The sequence below is a fragment of the Candidatus Thalassolituus haligoni genome (genome assembly GCF_041222825.1).
GTDB lineage: Bacteria > Pseudomonadota > Gammaproteobacteria > Pseudomonadales > Oceanobacteraceae > Oceanobacter > Oceanobacter antarcticus.
Genome location: NZ_CP139482.1, coordinates 3,991,963 through 4,013,052, shown reverse-complemented (window position 1 = coordinate 4,013,052; position 21,090 = coordinate 3,991,963). Strand labels below are relative to the sequence as shown.

Genomic DNA, 21,090 nt, shown 5'->3' with positions numbered 1-21,090 from the left:
GATCGGAGTTTCTTGCTTCGGAATCCCGTTATGACTGCTGCTACCCCTGAAAAGGTCGCCATTTTTGTCGACGTACAAAATGTCTATTACACCACTCGCAGTGCCTTTAAACGCAACTTCGACTACAACCGCTTCTGGGCACAAGCCACAGAAGGGCGTGACCTTGTCAAAGCCGTTGCCTATGCCACCGACCGTGGTGATCAGAAACAGCGGGAATTCCAGAATATCCTGCGGGCGATTGGTTTCGATGTGCGGTTAAAACCTTTTATTCAGCGTGCCGATGGCTCCGCCAAGGGCGACTGGGATGTGGGTATTACCATTGATGCGCTGGAATTTGGTCAGCAGGCAGACGTGGTGGTGCTGGTCTCTGGTGATGGCGATTTTGATTTACTGGCCAATAAACTGAGGGTCGGTGAGGGTAAGCGGGTGGAAGTGTATGGCGTAGCCAAACTGACGGCGGCTGCGTTGATTAACGCTGCCAGCGAGTATTTCCCGATTGATGGGGACTTGTTGTTGGGTTAACCGGTTCGGTTTTAAACGGTACGGAGCGGCGAGTTTCCATGCTGGCCAGCTATACCGGCAGCCTGTGGGTCAATCCGGATGTCAGCCGGGTGCTGATTGAGTCCGAACAACACGCCAGTAGCCTGTTCGCTCGCAAACGGGCAAACCATACAGGCTCATGCTCAGATGATTTCACGGGATGGGAAGGCTGGTAGCGCATTCATCAGGCCGATCAGGCCGATTTCACCTGTGCTCTCCAGTCTACCCGCGCAAAAATAACGCCTTCCACCGCCAGCACATTGCCGTTGCTACTGTAAACGCCGCAGCCTTTCTCTGTGACATGGTGCATCTGGCCATTGGTATGAAACAGCCGATAGTTGAGTTCGAAGCTGCGATGCTGCGCCAGTGCCTCCTGTACTTGTTGCCATACATAGTCGGCGTCGGCCGGGTGTATCAGTTTGCCGTAACTTTTGTGGGTCATTCTGACCAGGTCGTCGGCGCTATAGCCGGTCAGTGCCAGGCAGCCTTCGCTGACGTATTCCATCGTCCAGTCGCGGTCGTTGCGGGAGCGATAAATCATGGCCGGTAGCCGCGACATCAGGGCATTCAGACCACGTTGGGTGGCCTTGTTTTGCTGGTCGGTCTGAACCTGACGGGTGATATCGCAGAGGGTGGCGGAGAGATATTGCTTATCCAGCGTTTGCAGGCGCAGCTCACACCAGACCAGGGGATGCTCATGACTGGCCAATCGCAGTTGGAGTGGCTCAGGGGATTGGCCGTCGGTGACGTTGCCATTGAGTTGCTGAAGCCAGCCGGAGCGATCCTGCGGGTGCAGAAAGTCTGCCAATGGTCGGCCGATACTGGCGTCGAGAGTATGGCCGGTCAGACGATGCCAGGCCTGGTTGGCATAGGTCAGTCGTCCCTGGCGATCAAGCTGTAAGACCGCATCACTCAGGCTGTCGAGCAGGTGTTGCAGGTCAGCCGCTGCTAGCTGGGTTGAAGGCTGCCGGGGCTTGCGGCGTAACCAACTCAAAGACTCAGGCTCACGGCATCGGGGTGCTGGTGTACCCAGGCGGCCAGTTCCAGCCGTGAATGCAAATTCAGTTTGCGCAGCAGGCTTTTGACGTAGACCTTGACCGTACCATCACTGATGCCCAGTTCGCGGGCAATCAGTTTGTTGTTCAAGCCTTGGGCAATCAGAGTCAGGGTCTGGCGTTCGCGAGCGGTCAGGTCGATGCCGCCGGGCAAGCTGGGCTCCGATTCGGCTAGCGGGTGGCTGGCGCTATGATCACTCAGGCCGGGTTGCCGGAACGCCTGGGCCAACAGGGTCACGCTGTGATTGTTGAGGGCCACCTCACCAGACAATACACCATCCAGCTGGGCCAGCATGTCGTCGGGCGCGGTGTCTTTCATCAGGTAGCCATTAGCGCCGCTGCTGAGAGCTTCAAACAGGTCGCTGTCGTGCTCGGAAGCGGTAATCACCACCACTTTGATGTCCAGTTCCTGCTGACGAATCTGGCGCAGCAGATCAAGGCCGCTGATTTCCGGCATATTCAGGTCGAGTAACACCAGATGCGGCTGATGCTGCTCCAGTGTCGCTAACAAATCACCACCATGTTCGAGGTCGGCGGCGACGCTGAAGTGTTCGCTATCGTTCAGCAGCTGCACCACTCCCCGGCGAAACAGCGGGTGATCATCGACCACCACGACGCGGGCCGGTGTTGCTGGTATGGATGGATGGCCGTGTGTGCTGTTGGGCGTTATGTTGGATGACAAGGTCATGGTTTTCCCCCCGGATGAGTGGCTGCCGGGCTGTCGTGCCGGACGGTTGCGGGTGAAGAGACTAACGGCAACTGCAGTCGGACGCGGGTGCCGCTGGGCTGGCGTGGGCCAATGGTCAGTCTGGCGCCAATACGTTGTGCCCGTTCTTGCATGATTTGCAGCCCGAAGCTGCCGCTGTTGGCGGTTGCCTGTATACCTCGGCCGTTATCTTCAATGTCGCAGACCAGCTGATCGTCGGCCTCGCGGCAGAGACGAATACGGGCGTGGCTGGCATGGGCATGACGCACCAGATTACACACCGATTCCCGCACAATGTAGAGCAACTGGGTAGCCTGATGATCGTCGATTGGCAGGTTTTCGCAGCGATTGTCCAGCTCAAACACCAGTGCCGAGCGTTCTTCAAATTCCTCAACCAGCTGATTGAGTCCGCTGCCCAGTTCACTGGCCAGAGTCGACAGGCGTGAGGTGGCAATCAGTTCGCGGGTTTGACGGTAGGCAAACAGGCACTGTTCGGAGAGATCAAGGACATCTGGTAACAGCGGCGCCAATTCTGCGTTGTTATCACAGCGCTTGGCCAGCCGGGCACTGCTCATACGCAGATACCCGAGTACCTGGGCCACCGAATCGTGTAACTCGGCGGCGTGCCATTGGCGCTCTTCCTGCAATGCTTGTTGCAGTCGTTGCTGCTGTTGATACCAGCCGTTGAGGCCACGTCGCAGTACGGCAGTGAATAGTGTCAGGCACTGTTCGAGCTGTTCTTGATCGTGGGCCTTGAGTGGTTGTCCGTTTACCAGTAACCAGCCACAACCCTGACTCAGTGCCAGTGGTTGCATCCAGCTGCCAGCGGGCAGTGGTTGATGGGCCGGATCGTTACCCGTACCCGTACCCGTTTCCGTGAGGCTGGATAGAGCGATACAGCGATAGCCTGCGCCTTTGATGTCGGGCAGCCATAAGGTTTTCAGGACGCCGTCATGCGCGCTGGCACGGGTCGATTTGAACTGTTGTTGTAGCCAGGACTGTACTGGAGCCAACAGCGGTACCAGATCGGTTGCCGGGTGTTGGCAGCTGGCGATATCACAGGCCAGATCCGGCAATAATCGCTGCATGACGACCTGAGCATTATCTGCGACCGCCCGGGATCGGCTGTATCGGTTTGGTGGCGTCGATATTAGCCATTCCAGCAGGCGCTGCAGTCGGCCAGCGACTGGCCGGGTTATGCCATTCGATTGCATTACTGTCATCGAATTTCCCTCCGTTTATGGCCCTGGAAGCGAGGGTGGTCGCCGACCAGTTAAGACCTTTGGGCATGACAGGTAGCAGATGCTGTGCCAGTTCCTCTTTTTTGTTGTTTTTTTGGCCAATTCCCTTGCCTTTGAGAGGAATATTCTCAAGTGAGTATCCCTTCCTGAGTATTGAGGAGAACAATCCCTTGAGTAAATATTTTTAACCGAAGGGAAACAGCCACAAGTCATCTGTTTCCACCATTTGTTAACCAGGCTTTGCGTTTGTCGGTCGGCGAATATGCACCAGAGTGACTCCCGTCTCGGAGAATTGCACTGGGGTGACGCACAGAACAGCGCGAGCCAGCAGGAGTTGTTATGGCGTTTGCTTTGCAACCACAGTCTGAATCCCGGATTCCAGTCCATTGTCGGCGTTACCGGCTATGTGGCCAGGAGGTTTTGCGGTTGCTGTTACGGCCAGGTGATCACTTGACGCTGACGGGCAGTGACGCCCTGCAGGGCGTCGAGATTATCCGCTGCGATGCCGTGCTAGCCCCTGCGCTGGAGCTTGAGAATAATGCCCTGTCGCTGATCCCCGGTGTGGCCAGCGGCACGCTGAATTTGCTGGAACAGAGTGACCGTCGTTCGCGTTTGTCATGCCAGCAGTTACAGCACTGGCAGGTTGCCGGACATCTGACGGAGGCATTGGCGATTCCGGCTGCGGCGATCATGGCGGAGTGCACGCTGATTGCCCGACAAGAGCAGACGCTGGTGATTGTGGCTCCCGCCGAGGCGATGGCCGTGGATAGCCAGATAGCGCCGGGGGAGGTGGACATTGGCCACCGCAGTGCGCGTTTCGCCGATAACCTGCCCGAACCGCTGGCACCGCCTGTACTGGATTTGCATATCCCCCATAGCAGCGCCCGCGCCTATACCGTCAAGGCCGGACAATGGATTCAGGTGATGGATGTCGAGGGCAAGCAGTGCTCCGACTTTATCGCCTTTGACCTGAACGCCGTAGAAGCGTCCAGACGTGGTGATATATCCCCCCAAGAGATAGCCACTCTGGACGCAGCGGCGACCCGCACCATGATGGGCCATAGCCTGCCAACGCCGGGTCTGCATTCGCGTTTTTATGATCAGAATATGGCAGCGATGCTGGAAGTGGTGCAAGACACCGTCGGCCGTCACGACAGTTTTCTGATGGCCTGTACGCCCCGTTTTTATGAAGACGCTGGCTACTTTGGTCATATCAGCTGTACCGCTAATTTCAACAACCAGCTGTGCGACTGGAATATTCCACCTCGCGCTGGCTGGCCAGCGATCAATTTCTTTTTTAACACCGCCATCAGCGACTGTGGGGCAGTGACCGGAGACGAACCCTGGTCGCGTCCGGGTGATTACGTCTTGATGCGTGCCCAGCGCGATCTGTTGTGTCTCAGTTCCGCCTGTCCTGACGATATTGATTCAGCCAACGGCTGGTGCCCGACCGCGATACACGTCCGGGTTTACGATGCCGAGCAGTCTTTTCCACGATCCGTCGCCTGGCGGGATATTCCCGAGGAGCTTCCACGCATGACCCAGCAAACCGGTTTCCATAGCCGTACCTCCGCCCTGACCAGTCACTTCAGTGAGTACAAGGGTTTCTGGCTGGCAGATGAATTTTCAGGCTGGGGTGCCACGGCCGAATACCTTGCCTGTCGCGAGCGGGTAGCGATGATCGACCTGACGCCATTACGCAAGTTTGAAGTGGTTGGCCCGGATGCCGAACGACTGTTACAGCTGGCGCTGACCCGTAATGTCCGTCGCCTGGCCGTCGGCGAAATCACCTATACCGCGCTGTGTCATGTTACCGGTGGCATGATCGACGATGGCACCCTGTTTCGCATGGGGCCGCAGTCTTTCCGCCTGATTACCGGTGATTCCTTTGTCTGCACCTGGCTGAAACAGCTGGCCAGTGAGCATCAGTTTGAAGTGCGGGTACAGGAATCCACTCGCCAAATACACAACGTCGCCGTACAAGGGCCTAACAGCCGTGAGCTGCTTGGCCAGCTGATCTGGACACCCGAGCACCAGCCGGACGTGGCAGAACTGGCCTGGTTCCACTTCACCATCGGTCGTTTGGGTGGCCCCAGCGGACAACCGGTGATGGTATCGCGTACCGGTTATACCGGCGAGCTGGGCTTTGAAGTCTGGACTCACCCGGACGATGCCCCGGCCATCTGGGATGCCATCTGGGATGCTGGACAAGCGTTTGATATTGCCCCGATGGGATTGCTGGCACTGGATATGTTGCGCATTGAAGCCGGGCTTATCTTTGCCGGTTACGAGTTCTGTCCGCAAACCAGCCCCTACGAAGCCGGGATCGGTTTTACCGTACCGATGAAAACCAAGGACGACGACTTTATTGGTCGCGCCGCACTGGCCCGCCAAGCCCCGGAAAGCCGCCAGAAACTGGTCGGACTTATCATCAACAGCACTCAAACCGTCAGCCATGGCGATGAGGTGTTTTTTCCGCTGGCCGGAGGAGGTCGCTTCCCGGTTGGCGTCGTCACCAGCGCGACCTTCTCGCCCTTGCTGAAACAACAGATTGCGCTGTGCCGGGTGGCCCCAGACGCCGCAAGCCCAGGCACGGCACTGGAAGTTGGCCAGCTCGACGGGGTGCAAAAGCGCCTTCCGGCGACCGTCACGACCACACCGTTTTATGACCCGGAACGCACCCGAGTGCGCTCCTGAGCTGCCCATACTTGCAGCACAGAACAACCAATAACCTGAGGATATACCCATGCCAATGACCCATTTTTCGCAAGCCATCAAAGAACCACAACCCAGCATGAATCGTCCAGGCAGCAATGCTTGGCTGGGTGACGTCACGGTTTCCAAAGATGAAGATAAAACCATCGTCGGCGGCTTCTTCCGCATGGAAAAATCCGATGCCCCACTGGTGTACGAATACACCTATCACGAAATGAAAATCATCGTCGAAGGCGAAATGGTTATCACCGATGAAACTGGCTACAGCGTTGAAGCGAAGGTTGGCGACGTGTTCTATTTCGAGAAAGGCAGTGTCATCACCTTTAATTCGCCCAGTTACGGCATTGGTTTCTTCTGTGGCCAGCGCCGCGAAGGTGAAGGCTGATCAAGGACTGACACGATCGCCTTCGCCAGTGACCCCGCAACCGGTTAACGCCGGTTGACGGGAGCATGTGAACGAACCCTGGAGCCAGCGATGACCCTGACTGAATCGATTGAAATTGACGAGCGCATCAAAAGTCGCCCGGAATATCGGCCGCTGACCTTGCTCAGTGGCAAGCAGTGGCAGATTTTTATTGCCCAGAACGAAGACCAGACCGGCCTGAAACAGATGCACGAAGAGTGTGTGGCCATTGCCCGACCGGGGCATATCGTACTCTGGGTAATGGTGGGCGACGATCTGGCCGACAGCCTCAAGTTGCTGGCTGACGCCCCGGTTGCCGCAGCGGTGTACGTTGCGGGTGACGAACCCTTTCTTTGGGATATTCGCAACGCCCTGCTGGGGATGGATTTTGCACCCGACCAGATTCAGTTAATGGCACCTGCCAGTCATCGGCGGCGGCTGTTTTGCACTCATTGTTACACGCTGACCGAGGACGTGACCCATTCACCGCACCGGTGCTCCGGTTGTGGCGAATTGCTACTGGTACGAGATCACTTCTCCCGCTTGCACGGAGCCTATGTCGGCGTGTCCATTAATGCCGAAGATCGTAGCCAGACCTTCCAGCCTGAAGAGGTGCAATAATGACCGTCAGTCACTCCGTTAACACGCTCAAGGTCAAGGTCGCTGCCGTCTCCGCCGTGGCACCGACCATCAAGGAATTTACCCTTGAATCTGTCGGCGCTGCCTTGCCGCCATTTTCACCCGGTTCCCACATCGTCGTGACGATGTCGGGTAGCGATGCCAACGGCAAAGCCAAAAAATGGAAAAATGCCTACTCGTTGTTGAGCGATCCGCGCAACACCGACGCCTACAAAATTGCCGTGCGGTTGCAAGAGGTGTCCCGTGGTGGCTCCGAGTTTATGCACAGTCAGGTACAAGTCGGCGATGTGCTGGAGATTACTCCGCCAGCCAACCTGTTTGCGCCGCTCTGGCGGGCCAAAAAACACCTGCTGATTGCCGGTGGCGTGGGGATTACCCCGTTTATGTCCTACCTGCCGGAGATGCAGCGCCAGGGTGCAGATTTTGAACTGCATTACTGCTTTCGTGGCAAACAGACCGGAGCTTATGCCGAAGAACTGCAACAGACACTGGGTGACGCCTGTGTGCCTTACGACGCCGATGCAGGGACACGCTGTGATCTCGCGGCCTTGTTGAAGCAGCAACCCCGAGGCACCCATGTCTACGTCTGTGGGCCAGAACTGCTGATCGAAGGGGTACGGCAAAACGCCGCCCAAATGGGCTATCCCGCCAGCCTGATTCATTTTGAAGAATTTGCCGCCCCGAAACCGGGTGCGCCGTTCCGCGTTACCCTGAAACACAGTGGCCAGACCATCGACGTGGGTGCCGAAGAAAGCCTGCTCGAAGCGCTCGAAGCCGCCGCAATCGATGTTCCCAATATGTGTCGCGGCGGGGTGTGTGGGCAATGCCAGACCAAAGTGATCGAAGGCGAGGTTGAGCACCGGGACAACTACCTGGGTGCCGCTGAGCGAGCCGATTGCATCATGCCGTGTGTCTCACGGGCGAAAAGCAAAACCCTGATGCTGGAACTCTAAGTGTATCAGCCAAGTACGAGGGCTGTGATAGAGCCACAGGGTGCGTATGGCGCACCCTGGCAAACCAGAACAGGCGCGTTTGTCCAGTAGGGTAAATGCTAACCAAGAGGGATATGTAATGCGTATTGCACCGACCAAAATCGAAACCTTCCGGGACGACTTCAGCTATGCCAACAGTGAGTTCGCCATCCAGCGTTTTCCGTTCCCCTTCCCGGAGGATCAGTACAGCTACTCGGTGAATATCGAGCCGCATACCCTGCCGGGTAAGCCAGGCAGCATTAACGAACACCTGTTTGATATCGACGAGCATTACCTTTCGGAAATGCACGAACGAGGTCTGGTGCTGGCCGAAAACCCGCAGCGTTGCCTTGCCATGCCGCATATGGATCTGGCCTGCTGGGATCTGATTGACCGCGCCATGACCACCCTGTCCGAGGATTACCCGGACTGGTTCAGCCTCAGTAAAGACGGTGATCAATGGCACTGGCACAACCAGCTGTTAAATATTGAAGATACCTTCACTTTTGGTGACAGCAGCACATTACCCCTGCCGCCGCTGGAATATATTGGCCGTCAGGTACAGGGTGATATTGCCTTGCTGGATCAGCGTGATGGCGACCTGTTTATGGACGCCGGTATCATCACCTGCCCGGCCGACTGGTCACTGGCGTTTGATGCCGGTATGAGTTTCAGTGAGTGGCACGGCCCGGTGCCCATGGCGCACGAAATGGGCATTTTTGAACGGGCGCTGAAATACCTGACGGCAATTCAGGTGAATCGTCCGGTTCGTCGCCTCAACTGGACATTAACCATCAATGCCCGTATGGACACTTCCCCTGAGACATACCCCCGTTGGGGTAACGACAGAGCGTCGATAACCCCCGACAATATCGGTGAAAAGGTACATCTTCGGGTCGAACTTCAGGTGATGGATCGTATGCCACGCTCCAATGCGCTGATGTTCAGTATACGTACCTACCTGGCCAGTTTTGATGATCTTTGCGCCAACCCGGAATGGGCACGACGTCTGCATCGTGTAATGAAAGACCTGCCCGCTCCATTGATCGAATACAAGGGTCTCACGCGCTTTCATCCAATGCTGGTGGAGTGGTTGGCGCAGTATGAGTCAACGAATTGAGCGGTAGGGATGTTTTGAAGGCTCATCATGGCCTGATCACAAGATGACCTGAGTCAAGAATCGTGCTGAAAACCCGCTGCCTGCTGGCGGCGTAAAAAACCGAATTATCAGCCTGTGTTTCAAGCCCGCAAGTTTTGCCCGCCGTTTTGGCGGGTTTTTTTTTGTCTCCGATTGAGCGCCTTGCTACCAAGGTACTGTCTTTGGCTTGCCCTGCAGCCACCAAAGAACAGCAGGTATCTGCTTTTATACAGGCTAGATTGAATGTTTTTTCGACCTGTCTGAATGGTGCGGATACCCCGTCAGTTCTGCGTAAGCAAGGCTGAACCATCCAGATTTGCAATAGCAATGGCCCATAATATCCACTGCAGACTGACATAAAGCCGTGATAGCGTTGGACTAAAGTCGTACGAAGTCTGGTTGGTGCTGCGCCAGATAGCGCGACCGATTTTTTCTCAAGGGAGAGTTTTTTATGCGTAGACCAATACGGATTGCCGTAACCGGTGCCGCTGGCAGTATTGCCAGTCATTTATTGTTCAAGATTGCCGCCGGTGAAATGTTCGGCAAGGATCAGCCAGTGATCCTGCAACTGATCGAAATTCCCCAGGCAATGGAAGTCTTGCTGGGCCTGGCGATGGAGCTGGAAGACTGCGCTTTCCCGTTGTTACACACCATTACCCTGCACGACAACGTCGAAGAAGGTTTCAACAACGTTCACTACGCCCTGTTGATTGGTGCTACACCGCGCCGTCCGGGGATGGAACGCAGTGACCTGCTGGAGAAAAATGCTGCCATTTTTGCCAAGCAAGGCAAGGCGCTGAATGACTTCGCCAACCGCGATGTCAAGGCGCTGATTGTCGGCAACCCGGCCAATACCAACGCGCTGGTGGCCGCCCGTAACGCCCCCAAACTGAGCCCGTCACAGTTCACAACCCTGACGCGTCTGGATCAGAACCGCGCTGTTGGCTTGCTGGCCAACCACACCGGGGTGAACCCGAAAGACATCGACGGCGTGATTATCTGGGGTAACCACAGCACCACCCAGTTCCCGGATCTGTATCAGTCAACCCTGTACGGTCGCCCGGCCATGCCGGTGATTCCGATGGATTGGTATACCGAAACCTATATGCCCGCCGTGCAACGACGCGGCGCGGCGATTCTCGACAAGCGTGGCGTTTCCAGTGCGCCGTCTGCGGCCCAGGCCATTGTTGACCATATGCACGACTGGGCACTGGGTACCAAGCCGGGCCAGATCGTCAGCATGGGGATCGCCAGCGATGGCAGTTATGGCATCGCCAAGGGTATCTATTACTCCTTCCCGGTACGTTGTGACTACGGTCGCTACCAGATAGTACAAGGCATCGACCTGAACGAATTCCAGCAAAGCATGCTGGTCGCCACCGAAGCAGAGCTGCTGGAAGAACGAGCCGGGGTTGATCACCTGTTGCCGAAGGACACCGAGGCCACGCATACCAACCTGAGCATTTGCCTCAAGTCCGGTGTGACGCTTTATGCCGACGAAACCGGCCCTGGCGAGAGCTTCAAGTTCTTGCGTATGAACCGGGTAATGTAACGGCTGTCCGCAGGGATTGGGCCGGATACCAACCGTGCATGCCACTGGTGTGCACGAGCGGTTGGTTGTTAACAGGTTGGTTGTTAACGATTGGTGGTTGAACAACGTCTTGCAGGCCAGTGCCCCGCACTCCTGACGGACTCTTTAATCCGATTCGAGACTCCGCCGTCATACCGCTGATCTTTCAGTTATCGATCTGATCAAATACTTGAATATTCAATTGAATAATTTTTATTTGGCGTTGTACCATAGCTCAACCAACCTGATTAAACGCCAGAGGTGGAGCATTGATGAACGAGACCGATTCCCTGAATTCAGCCGGTTTGGCGGCAACATTACGCCGCATAGAAGCAGGGGAATGCAGCGCCATCGACGTGATCAATGCCTGCTTCGATCGTATCGAAACCCGCGAACCCGACGTGGGAGCCTGGCAAGTTCGTTTGTCCCGAACGGGCTACCTGCACAATTATCAAGCGCGACAGGACTTTTATCAGCAGAGCCTGCTCAAGGGGCTGCCAGTCGGCATCAAAGACATCATTGATACCGCCGATATGCCAACCGCCATGGGTTCGCCCATTCATCAGGGCAGGCAACCCATTGAAGACGCCACCTGTGTTGCCCTGATTCGTGCGGCGGGTGGCATCGTACTGGGCAAAACAGTGACGACGGAATTTGCCTACTTTCGGCCCGGAAAAACCCGCAATCCACACGACCTGGCCCGCACCCCCGGTGGCTCATCGAGTGGTTCCGCCGCCGCCGTGGCCGATGCCATGGTACCAGTTGCCCTGGGATCCCAGACCGCTGCCTCAGTGATCCGGCCAGCAGCCTACTGTGGCTCGGTCGGGTATGTTGGCAGTCGGGGAGAGTTCTCGTTGCGTGGCGGCCAGCCGCTGGCACAATCGCTGGATTCATTGGGACTGTTTGCCCGCCAGGTGGAAGATATCCAGTTACTGCGAGCCGTATTGCTACGGCAGTCGGCACTGGCTCCACAGCCTGCACTCAAGCCTCGTCGTATGCTGTTGTGTGCCGGGGAAAACGTGGGGGACACCGCTATCGATATGAATACGGCACTGCAACAGGTTGCTGAGCGTCTGCAACAGGCCGGTGTTGACGTCATCTGGCTCGATGCCGGTACGCGCCTGCAACAGATGGTGACTCATCATGGCCGTATCATGGCGTGGGAAGTATGCCGTAACCTTGTTATCGAATCGCAACAACCGGAGTTGCTCAGCGAGCCATTACAGGCGTTGATGAACGATGGTTTAACAATGCCGCGTGCAGATTACCTGACCTCACTGAGTGCGGCGGACTCCACCCGCGACTGGCTTTGGTCGCAACATGATCAGGTTGATGCCATCCTGGCTCCAGCGGCTCCCGGCGTTGCACCACAAGGTCTGGAAAAAACCGGTGCACCGCATATGAGCCGTCCCTGGCAGGCCATGGGCTTGCCGGTCATTACCCTGCCAGGCGAAGTCGATCGTGATGGATTGCCACTGGGTTTGCAGTTGATCGGGCGAGCCAGGGAAGATGATGCGTTGTTGCGACTGGCGGCCTGGTTTGAACAGCATATTATTCGATAACCAGCAGTACACCGGGTTTCCGGGTTGTGATACCACTCGCTGACGTCCGCCTATCGAGTGATAGCGACAGCGCGTCTCCGACGGTTATGATGGCGGTATTCCGTCGGAGATACCCCATGACCGCAAAACAGCTGCGTGCCTTTCTGGCTGTCGCCCGTACCCTCAGCTTTGCCGAAGCCAGCACCCAGGTGCACCTGTCCCAACCGGCACTCAGTCTGGCGATCAAAAATTTGGAAGATACACTTGGCGGACGCTTGCTCAGCCGTACCACCCGATCGGTGGCATTAACCCCGGAAGGGCAGGCGCTACTCCCCATCGCCCGCCGTCTGATGGCCGATTGGGACAATGCCGAGGAACAACTGCAAAAACGTTTTGCCCTCAAGCTGGGCCAGGTGGCGATTGCGGCAATGCCCTCTTTTGCCGCCAGCCTGTTGCCCCAGGCACTCAAGGTTTATCGTCAGCGTTTCCCTGATGTCCGGGTCGAAGTGCATGACGTGGTGGCCGAACAGGTCGTCAGTATGGTGCGTTCCGGCCGTATCGAAGTGGGCGTCTCGCTCAGTCCGGACGGCGCCTCGGATCTGGGTTTTATGCCCCTGTTCAACGACGAATTTGTCGCCGTACTGCCGCCGAATTCCACCCTCTCGGCTACCATGCCCGCACAGCTGCCCTGGGCACGGCTGCTAATGGAAGACTTTATCGCCCTGCAACGGCCATCAATTGTGCGGCTGATGCTGGAAAATCGTCTGGCGGAACATAATATGGCGTTAAACGTCGCCTACGATGCCCATCAACTGGCGACGGTCGGACGTATGGTGGCCGCCGGACTGGGGGTCAGTGCAGTACCGTCCCTATGCCGTCAGCAAATGGAAGAGATGGGCGCTGTGTGCGTGCCACTGCAAGACCCGACGATCGGTCGGGAAGTCGGCATTCTGGTGAAAAAAGGACACGAACTGTCGGTGGCCGCCCAGGCATTGGTGGATGTACTGGGCGAGTCGCTAGGGCAGAGAGGTTGATTACCGGATTGCCTGGTATATGGGGACTTTGAGTGTGGTGCGACTTTGGTATTTTGAAGGACTGTACGTGGCGGTGGAGCCATGGATGCTACCCAGCATCAGCAAGCCAGCAAAGGGCTGGGTACACTGTTTGCAGAGTCTCATTGTGAGGTCGACTATCACCGCGAAGACGTGTTCAAGCTGCAAAAGTCTGGCTACTGTAGATTGATATATCGCGTGGGAATTTCTTTTCTTTATCTGTGCCCTTGCTCATTCTCTTTATTGAGCGCATTACTTTTACTGAATGGCTCCGAGTTCGCGTGCTTTGGTGGCTGCCTGGGTTCGATTGCTTGTTTCAAGCTTCTGGTTAATCCGTTTGAGATGGGTTTCTACCGTGTTTTCCGAGATAGTCATCAATCTGGCAATTTCCTTGTTGGCGCAGCCTTCACTGACGAGTTTTATCAAGTCGGTTTCTCTCGGTGTTAGAGGATTCGGGAGAATCAACGGAGTTGCTTGGTAAGAGTCATCCAAGGCATTTTTACTGATGGCTGTGGAAAGCTTGTCGATATAAGGCTTCCAAGCCGTGCAGAGACTGGTTTCAAAAGCATTCAGCATATTGTTGATATACCAGGGTTCATCAGCCAGCAATCGTAGCAGACCATGTTGCTCGCAGAATTTGATTGTAATTTTGAAATGATGTAGTGCATGAGCGTGGTCGCCATAACGATAGAAAGCCTGAGCCAGAAGATTTTGCAAATGTGCGCGTCGGTATAGCCGGTTGTTTTGGGATGCCAATTCGATCAGCTCAGGCAATCTGTCGATAGCCACTGCCGGGTTGCCGGTAATAATTTCCATGCGCAGCTCGGCCAGTTCGCACTCTTCAATTTCATTGGCGAACAAGTGAAATCCGTTGTGTACCGACCAAATACTTTTATTACAGCCAAGCTCCAGGTAACGTTTGGCGGATTCTGTATCACCCTTGAGTAAGCTGAACCGACACTTCTCTAGCCAGGCTGACGCTTTGGCTCGGTTGACACCCCGTCGATCTCCGATATTGCCTAGCTCAGACAGCAGAGCATCGACTTGTTGATGTTCTCCGAGTAGATGGGCACAACGGGCAGCTGTCCGATAGGACATGATAATCGTATCGAGGTCGCCTGTATCTTTCAGGGTGGGAATGTGTTTCTGGATCAGTTCACAGGACTGGGTCAGATTGTCGCCCTCATACTGAGAGCGGGATATAAAACTGGCCGCGATACTTTTGGCAGCACCCTGGGCTTCTTTACTACCGAATTCAAAAATCGCTGTGGCAGACTCCAGATTACCGTGCAGAAATTCGATTAAACCTTCGAAACAATAGGAATACACCTTGGGCCAGGCTTGTAGATCCGGGCCTGAGGTTTCGTAAATCTGTTTCGCTGTTTCCAGCGAAATAATTGCACTCTCAAACTCGCTGTTTGATATATGGTGGTAAGCGGAGATGTTGCAGGCAATGCTGCTGAGCAGAGGGTCATCTCCTGGTGTTTTCTTGAAATTTTTGATGTCTTCCGCAGTGCGATCATGACGGTCGCTGAACTCATGTAGCAGGGCCAGCTGTACACACACTTCCTGAGAAACGTCCCCCCCTTCTGCTTCCTCTAGTATCTGGTATCTTGCTAGGGCCGCTTCCGCCTCATGGTATTTATGCAATGAGATCATGGCGTAGGCTTTGGCGCGTTGGATGTTGATCTGGTTTTCTGCCAGCTCGGTCGGGATTCTGTTCACCCAAGTGGCTGCGGTATCCATTTGTGCTACGCCAATCAGACCCATAATGCACTTGTTCATCATGGTCGCGGCCAGTGTCATGTCATCGGATTGCAGAGCATGCTCAACTGCGGGTCGTAAGCGATTGCGGCTGAAATACCAGTTGGCGACCTTGTGGTTCAATGTGGGAATGTTCTCTGGTTGTCGGGCTTTTAGTTCATTGAACAGGAAGTCCCGGAACAAGGCATGGTATTTATAGGAGATAACTCCTGGTTCTAGTGGTTGGCTGATTCTGGAAATAAAAAGGTTGTTCTGTTCAAAATAGGTTAAAAGCTCCTGGCTGTCTGTCTGATCCAGCAAGAAGTTACAAAGATTACTGTTCAACTGTTCGAGGATGCTGGTGGAAATCAGGAAGTTTCTAGCGTTATCAGAGAGTTGGGACAGAACATTTTCAGCCAGATACCTTGCAATGTGATCGCTGCTGCCAGAGAGGTTCTCCAGCCAGTTAGTTGGTTTATCTTGGTCTTTCATGGAAAGCAGTACCAGTCTGATACCTGCGGCCCAGCCCTGTGTTCTGGCTATCACGATTTCTATATCGGATTCTGTGAGTTGAGGCTTTTGCTGTCTGTTGAATAGTGCCAATGCCTCTGGCTGATCAAAGCGCAGGTCTGATTCATCCAGACTGAGTAATTGACCGCTTATTTCCAATGATGACAAGTGTAGGCTTTTGGTATTTCGGCTACCTATTATTATTTTTTTATCAATAGGAAGGTAATTAATCAGCTCCTGGATTATTTCAATAACTTCCGGGTTCTTGATATGTTCAAACTCATCAATAAAGATATAAAAAGGGTTTTTTGTGGTTGTCAGTTTATTAACCAATAAGGATATATGGTTTTTGATGCTGAAATACTGTGTAGGGCTGGAGTTTCCGATGTCTGGTGATGGTAAAATATCAAAAGGAAGAAGCCTTGAGGCCACTTGGTTTAAATAAACTAAAAAACGTCCGAGATCATTATCTCGTTCGTCAAGGGTGAGCCAGCCAGTGGGAATACCTTCCTTTTCGACGGATTGATGCAGCTGTGCAAGCAGAATGGATTTTCCAAAGCCTGCCGGTGCAGTAACGATGGTGATGCGTCTATCTGATTGTTTGATCCGATTGATCAATCGCGATCTGACGATGGCATCCGGGGTTTGCGATGGTGCTCCGAGCTTTCCCATGATGAGACGTGGAACTGCTCCAAACTTGAATAAACCTGGAAAGGATACTGGCTGCTTGTCGGAAATTTTCATGCGTCTATTGCCTTTTCTCGACCGTTCTCCATGTCTTTTCAAGACGCAGATCAGTCTTTGATTATTTTTATTATTGAGAGCTGCTCTTTGGCAGTTTTTGAATACTAGCAGATTGCCTCTTTAATTGAATATCACGGTTTTCCGTGATTGTTCAATGATGATCAGGCGTTTAAAAATGATTACAACGCTGGTCATTGCATCGATTGCGGTTCGGCCCTGTGCCGGGTTCGACGATCTGATCCCGTGGCTATTGATGAAAATAAAATAAAAGCCTTTTGGAATTCTATGATTATGAAATCAGCATCTACTGACTCTGTTGATAGCGGTCGCCCAGATCATCCGCCATTCAATTGGCCTGAAAAACCACATGTTAAGCTCGCTCCAACGGGTGCAGACCGGCAGTTGAGTGAACTAGAAAGCACAATGCAGGACATGGTTCACTCATTCGCTGAAAAAGTGATGCGTCCTATTGGTATCGCCCTCGATAAAATGACGCCAGATGAGGTGATTGCTCCTGGCTCTCCGTACTGGACCTATCTGGAAGAGCTCAAGAAACTGGAAATAACCCCAAAAACTTTCATGGATTTGTCGCCGGAAGAACGTGGCCGTCTGTTCCCGATTGTTATGGAAGAAATGGGGTGGGGAGATGGCGGCCTTTCTATTATCTATGGTGCCTGTTCGTTGCCACCCTTGATGGCATTGGTATTTAACCGGACTTTCCTTATTGAACGTTTTCCCGACACTTTACGTGGTTGTTGGGCTATTACCGAACCGGATCACGGTAGTGATTCTCTGGATATCAGTCGCCAGGCATTTCATGCCCAGGGAAATTATGGACGCCCCAACTGTGTGGCGACCATTCGCGGTGACAAGGTTGTTCTTAATGGTCAGAAAGCGGCTTGGGTATCCAACGCACCAACGGCCGAAGTGTGTGTTTTGTTCTGTTCTGCCGATACTGGCGATGGTGCTGATACCCAGCATGGTGTCTGTATTCTGGTGCCGATGGATGCGCCTGGTGTTACCCGCGGCAAGCCGCTGGACAAGATTGGGCAGCGTGCACTGCCTCAGGGTGAGGTTTATTTCGATAACGTTGAATTGACTACCGATTATCTCGTCGCTGGTCCTGAAGATTATCAGCGGGCGGTGTATCTCATTCACGCCGAAGCAAACAGTCAAATGGCGTGTGTCTGGACGGGTGCTGCCCGTGCTGCTTACGAATTGGCTTTTGAGTATGCGCATCAACGCAAGCAGGGTGGCGTTCCGATTATTCGTCATCAGGCTGTTGCTGCCCGGCTGTTCCATATGTATCGCAAGGTTGAGGCCTCGCGGGCGTTGGCACAGCGTGTCGCTTTGCATAATCACACATCAGAAATTCCCTCCCTCCAGTCTGCCATGGCGGCCAAGGTTACGGCCACTCAGACCGCTTTCGAAGTGGCCAGCGAGGCTTTGCAGGTGTTCGGAGGCAATGGTCTTACCAAAGAGTACCAGATCGAAAAGATCCTCCGTGATGCTCGCGCCTCCATGATTGAAGATGGTTGTAACGACATTCTTGCTCTGAAAGCAGGTTTTAACATGATCGATCCTGATTTGTTCTAAACCTCGTCGATTAAAAACTATTCTGGAGTTCAAATGAAAACGAATGCATTGGTTGCAGGCGTAGGTATGACGACGTTTGGTCGTCATATGGGACGTAACCTGAAATCGCTGGCAGGAGAGGCGATTCTTCAGGCTCTTAAAGATGCCGGGATTTCGCCGGGAGAGCTGGAAGCAGCGTACATGGGTAATGCGGCAGCGGCAGTGATTACTGGCCAAATGTGTGTGCCGGGGGAAATCGTTTTACGCGAAGTTGGCATTGGAGGCATTCCGGTTGTCAATGTCGAAAATGCCTGTGCCACTGGATCTACTGCATTTAACCAGGCTGTTGCCATGGTGACGGCAGGAGCCTACGACGTGGTACTGGCATGTGGTTATGAAAAGCTGGTTCACGAAGACAAGGCGAAAAGCTTTTCGGTTTTTGCCGGTGCGGCGGATGTAGAGCTGCAAGCCGAACTTGAAGCGACCGTCAATGCTCGTATGAAAGCCGCTGGTATGACCGTGACGGAAGGAGGTCAGCGCTCTGTATTTATGGATATTTACGCCATGATGACCGCTGATCATATGCAGAAATACGGTACAACACGTGAGCAGATTGCAGCGGTATCGGCGAAAAACTCATTTCACGGCAGCATGAACCCGCGCGCCCAATTCCGTGATGTCGTCACGGTTGAACAAGTGCTTGCGGCTCGAGAAATTGCTTATCCACTGACCTTGCCTATGTGCTCACCCATTGGTGATGGTGCTGCCGCAGTTGTGGTTGTCAGTGAGCGAAAAGCCCGTGAGCTGGGTTTGAGCAAACCGGTGCGTGTGCTGTCGTCCGCATTTAAAACCGGCTGGGACTTCGCTGAGGGTGAGAGTGAAGCAAGTGTGTTTGAAGCCACAATTGCCCAGGCTTACGAAGAAGCTGGAGTTGGTCCGTCTGATCTGAGCGTGGTGGAACTTCACGACGCCTCTGCACCTTCTGAAATCATTCATACCGAATATTTGGGTTTGTGCCCTAAAGGTGAGGGTGGGCTGCTGGTTGAGTCTGGTGCTACCCGTCTGGGGGGACGTATTCCAGTGAGTACTTCTGGTGGTTTGCTGCGTAAAGGCCACCCGATTGGTGCTACCGGTATTGCCCAGATTGTAGAACTGACCGAGCAGCTACAGGGCCGCTCTGGTGCCCGACAGGTCGAAAGTGCTCGCATCGGTTTGGCTGAAAACGGTGGTGGATTCGTAAAAGACAGTGTTGCGGCACTGATCGTGACGATTCTGGCGGTATAGGGATATTACTTATGAAGAATATGAGCATTATCGCGAATATCGTCGCTGAAGGTGTGGCGCGAGAGCCGGATCTGGATGTTCTGACCTTTGTGGATGGTGAACGCGAAGAGGTTCGTACCTACCAGCAGCTTTGGGATAACAGCCAGCGTATAGCCCTTTCTTTGAAAGAGAGCGGTATTCATACCGGAGATCGTATCGGCCTGCTGATGCAAAATCATCCCGAGTTTGTAGAAACCATGATTGCTGCCGCCATTCTGGGGGCGGTACTGGTGCCGATTGACCCGCGTACCCGTGGTGAAAAACTGACATTCATGCTGAATGACGCCAGTTGTCTGGGGGTGATCTGCGCCGATTACACCTTGCAGGCTTTGCTTGAGTGTGTGGATGCAGTCCCCAGTCTGGTGTTCGCCTATGTGGTTGGTGAGAACTGGCTGGCTGGGAATAGCTCGTCAATCACCCCCGTATCCATGGCAGATGCCCTGGCAACTGCACTTCCTGAAATAGAGCTTGAGGTGATGGCCAAGGATGACGCTGCGCCGATGCAGATCATGTACACCTCTGGAACGACGGGAGACCCTAAAGGTGTGATTGTTCGGCACGGCCGTTTTGGCTTTGTGGCAAATCAGGGTCAAGCGGTTTTTGGGTATACCCAACAGGATCGCCCTTATACCGGTTTGTCCCTGACGCATGGCAATGCCCAGTTTCTGACCCTTGCTCCGTCATTGAAAATGGGATTGCGAGCGGTGATCAGCCGTCGTTTCACCAAGTCCCGCCTGTGGGACATTGTCCGGCACTATGGATGCACCACGTTTTCACTGCTTGGTGGCATGGTGACTGCCATCTACAGCGAACCGCAGCGAGCTAACGATGCTGATAACCCGGTACGTCTGGTTATCAGTGCTGGTATGCCTGCTGTTCTGTGGAGCGATTTTGCCCGGCGCTTTGGTGTTGATATTTTTGAATTCTATGGCGCCATGGAAGGTGGCATGACCATTAATCCGCCAGGTGTCGGCCCGATTGGCAGTTGTGGACGCGCACCGTCGGTGCTGAAAGCGATTGTGGTGGATGAACAGGGCAATGAAGTACCTCCTGGAGTACCCGGTGAAATCTGGTTCCGGCCTGCCGATGGTTCGCCTGCTGTCGTGGATTACTTCAATAATGCGCAAGCTTCGGCTGCCAAAGTTGAAGGCGGCTGGTTGCGCACCGGCGACGTGGTGACGATGGATGCTGATGGCTGGGTGTTCTACCAGCATCGCAAGGGTGGTGGTATTCGTCATAACGGAGACTTTATCAACCCCGGTTTTGTGGAAAAGGTGGTGGCTGAGCATCCAGATGTCAGTGATGTGGCGGCTTACGGTATTCCAGCTGCATCAGGCGCGCCGGGTGAAAGCGATATCGTCATCGCTGTGGTTCCGGGAAAAGCGGATGGTTTTGACCCGCAGTCGGTATTCGCCTGGTGTCGGGGCCGCCTCGAAAACAACATGATTCCCGAATTTATTCATGTAATGGAAGAACTCCCGAAAACTGCCACAGAAAAAGTGCAGCCACGGTTTCTGGTCGAGAAATTCAAGGCAGGTCTGGACCCGATATATCGGGATCGTATTGGCTGATCCTGTTGAGTGCCTTGTGCGTTAAATCCCTCAAAAAATAAAAAAGGAAAAAC

At 54.2% G+C, this 21,090-nt stretch carries 17 protein-coding genes; 13 read left to right on the top strand and 4 right to left on the bottom strand.

Going from position 1 to position 21,090, the window contains the following annotated elements:
* Window positions 1–30: 30 nt before the first annotated feature.
* A complete protein-coding gene (locus SOJ49_RS18120) occupies window positions 31–522 on the top strand; it encodes an NYN domain-containing protein (protein ID WP_369855888.1) in 492 nt (163 codons plus the stop codon).
* A 38-nt stretch (window positions 523–560) separates the two neighbouring features.
* Entirely contained in the window at window positions 561–716 is a 156-nt protein-coding gene (locus SOJ49_RS18115; protein WP_369855887.1) for a hypothetical protein, read from the top strand.
* A gap of 17 nt (window positions 717–733) precedes the next feature.
* Here SOJ49_RS18115 and SOJ49_RS18110 read toward each other — a convergent pair whose 3' ends face one another.
* Genes SOJ49_RS18110 through SOJ49_RS18100 form a run of 3 tightly spaced genes read right to left on the bottom strand, consistent with a single transcriptional unit; the run spans window position 734 to window position 3,524 of the window.
* Window positions 734–1,534, bottom strand: a complete 801-nt coding sequence (locus SOJ49_RS18110; RefSeq protein ID WP_369855886.1) for a PAS domain-containing protein — start codon at window positions 1,532–1,534, stop codon at window positions 734–736.
* Complete coding sequence (locus SOJ49_RS18105) at window positions 1,531–2,283, bottom strand: response regulator (RefSeq protein WP_369855885.1); 753 nt, start codon at window positions 2,281–2,283, stop codon at window positions 1,531–1,533. The genes SOJ49_RS18110 and SOJ49_RS18105 overlap by 4 nt, the downstream gene beginning before the upstream one ends.
* A complete protein-coding gene (locus tag SOJ49_RS18100; protein ID WP_369855884.1) occupies window positions 2,280–3,524 on the bottom strand; it encodes a sensor histidine kinase in 1,245 nt (414 codons plus the stop codon). The genes SOJ49_RS18105 and SOJ49_RS18100 overlap by 4 nt, the downstream gene beginning before the upstream one ends.
* Window positions 3,525–3,881: 357 nt before the next feature.
* Between SOJ49_RS18100 and SOJ49_RS18095 the strand changes: the two genes are divergently transcribed.
* The 8 genes from SOJ49_RS18095 (at window position 3,882) to SOJ49_RS18060 (ending at window position 13,553) form a co-directional block, all read left to right on the top strand.
* Window positions 3,882–6,239, top strand: coding sequence for a DUF1989 domain-containing protein (locus SOJ49_RS18095; RefSeq protein ID WP_369855883.1), 2,358 nt, complete (start codon window positions 3,882–3,884; stop codon window positions 6,237–6,239).
* 49 nt (window positions 6,240–6,288) lie between these two features.
* Window positions 6,289–6,642, top strand: a complete 354-nt coding sequence (locus SOJ49_RS18090; RefSeq protein ID WP_369855882.1) for a cupin domain-containing protein — start codon at window positions 6,289–6,291, stop codon at window positions 6,640–6,642.
* 90 nt (window positions 6,643–6,732) lie between these two features.
* Window positions 6,733–7,281, top strand: coding sequence for a dimethylamine monooxygenase subunit DmmA family protein (locus SOJ49_RS18085; RefSeq protein ID WP_369855881.1), 549 nt, complete (start codon window positions 6,733–6,735; stop codon window positions 7,279–7,281).
* A complete protein-coding gene (locus tag SOJ49_RS18080; RefSeq protein ID WP_369855880.1) occupies window positions 7,281–8,252 on the top strand; it encodes a 2Fe-2S iron-sulfur cluster-binding protein in 972 nt (323 codons plus the stop codon). The genes SOJ49_RS18085 and SOJ49_RS18080 overlap by 1 nt, the downstream gene beginning before the upstream one ends.
* 118 nt (window positions 8,253–8,370) lie before the next feature.
* Window positions 8,371–9,390, top strand: a complete 1,020-nt coding sequence (locus tag SOJ49_RS18075; RefSeq protein WP_369855879.1) for a DUF3445 domain-containing protein — start codon at window positions 8,371–8,373, stop codon at window positions 9,388–9,390.
* Window positions 9,391–9,859: 469 nt separating this feature from the next.
* Window positions 9,860–10,960, top strand: coding sequence for a malate dehydrogenase (locus tag SOJ49_RS18070; RefSeq protein WP_369855878.1), 1,101 nt, complete (start codon window positions 9,860–9,862; stop codon window positions 10,958–10,960).
* A 290-nt stretch (window positions 10,961–11,250) separates the two neighbouring features.
* Window positions 11,251–12,540 (top strand): amidase, encoded by a 1,290-nt coding sequence (locus SOJ49_RS18065; protein ID WP_369855877.1) that lies wholly within the window; start codon window positions 11,251–11,253, stop codon window positions 12,538–12,540.
* 116 nt (window positions 12,541–12,656) lie between these two features.
* Window positions 12,657–13,553: a LysR substrate-binding domain-containing protein gene (locus SOJ49_RS18060; protein ID WP_369855876.1), complete on the top strand. Its 897-nt coding sequence runs from the start codon at window positions 12,657–12,659 to the stop codon at window positions 13,551–13,553.
* A gap of 276 nt (window positions 13,554–13,829) precedes the next feature.
* Here SOJ49_RS18060 and SOJ49_RS18055 read toward each other — a convergent pair whose 3' ends face one another.
* Window positions 13,830–16,568 (bottom strand): LuxR C-terminal-related transcriptional regulator, encoded by a 2,739-nt coding sequence (locus SOJ49_RS18055; protein ID WP_369855875.1) that lies wholly within the window; start codon window positions 16,566–16,568, stop codon window positions 13,830–13,832.
* A gap of 147 nt (window positions 16,569–16,715) precedes the next feature.
* Between SOJ49_RS18055 and SOJ49_RS18050 the strand changes: the two genes are divergently transcribed.
* From SOJ49_RS18050 to SOJ49_RS18040, 3 genes are read left to right on the top strand one after another with little or no spacing between them, the layout of a single operon-like run.
* Window positions 16,716–18,164, top strand: a complete 1,449-nt coding sequence (locus tag SOJ49_RS18050; protein WP_369855874.1) for an acyl-CoA dehydrogenase family protein — start codon at window positions 16,716–16,718, stop codon at window positions 18,162–18,164.
* 33 nt (window positions 18,165–18,197) lie between these two features.
* Window positions 18,198–19,427: a thiolase family protein gene (locus SOJ49_RS18045; protein WP_369855873.1), complete on the top strand. Its 1,230-nt coding sequence runs from the start codon at window positions 18,198–18,200 to the stop codon at window positions 19,425–19,427.
* Window positions 19,428–19,438: 11 nt separating this feature from the next.
* On the top strand, window positions 19,439–21,037 hold the full coding sequence (locus tag SOJ49_RS18040) for a class I adenylate-forming enzyme family protein (RefSeq protein ID WP_369855872.1): 1,599 nt from the start codon (window positions 19,439–19,441) through the stop codon (window positions 21,035–21,037).
* Window positions 21,038–21,090 lie beyond the last annotated feature (53 nt).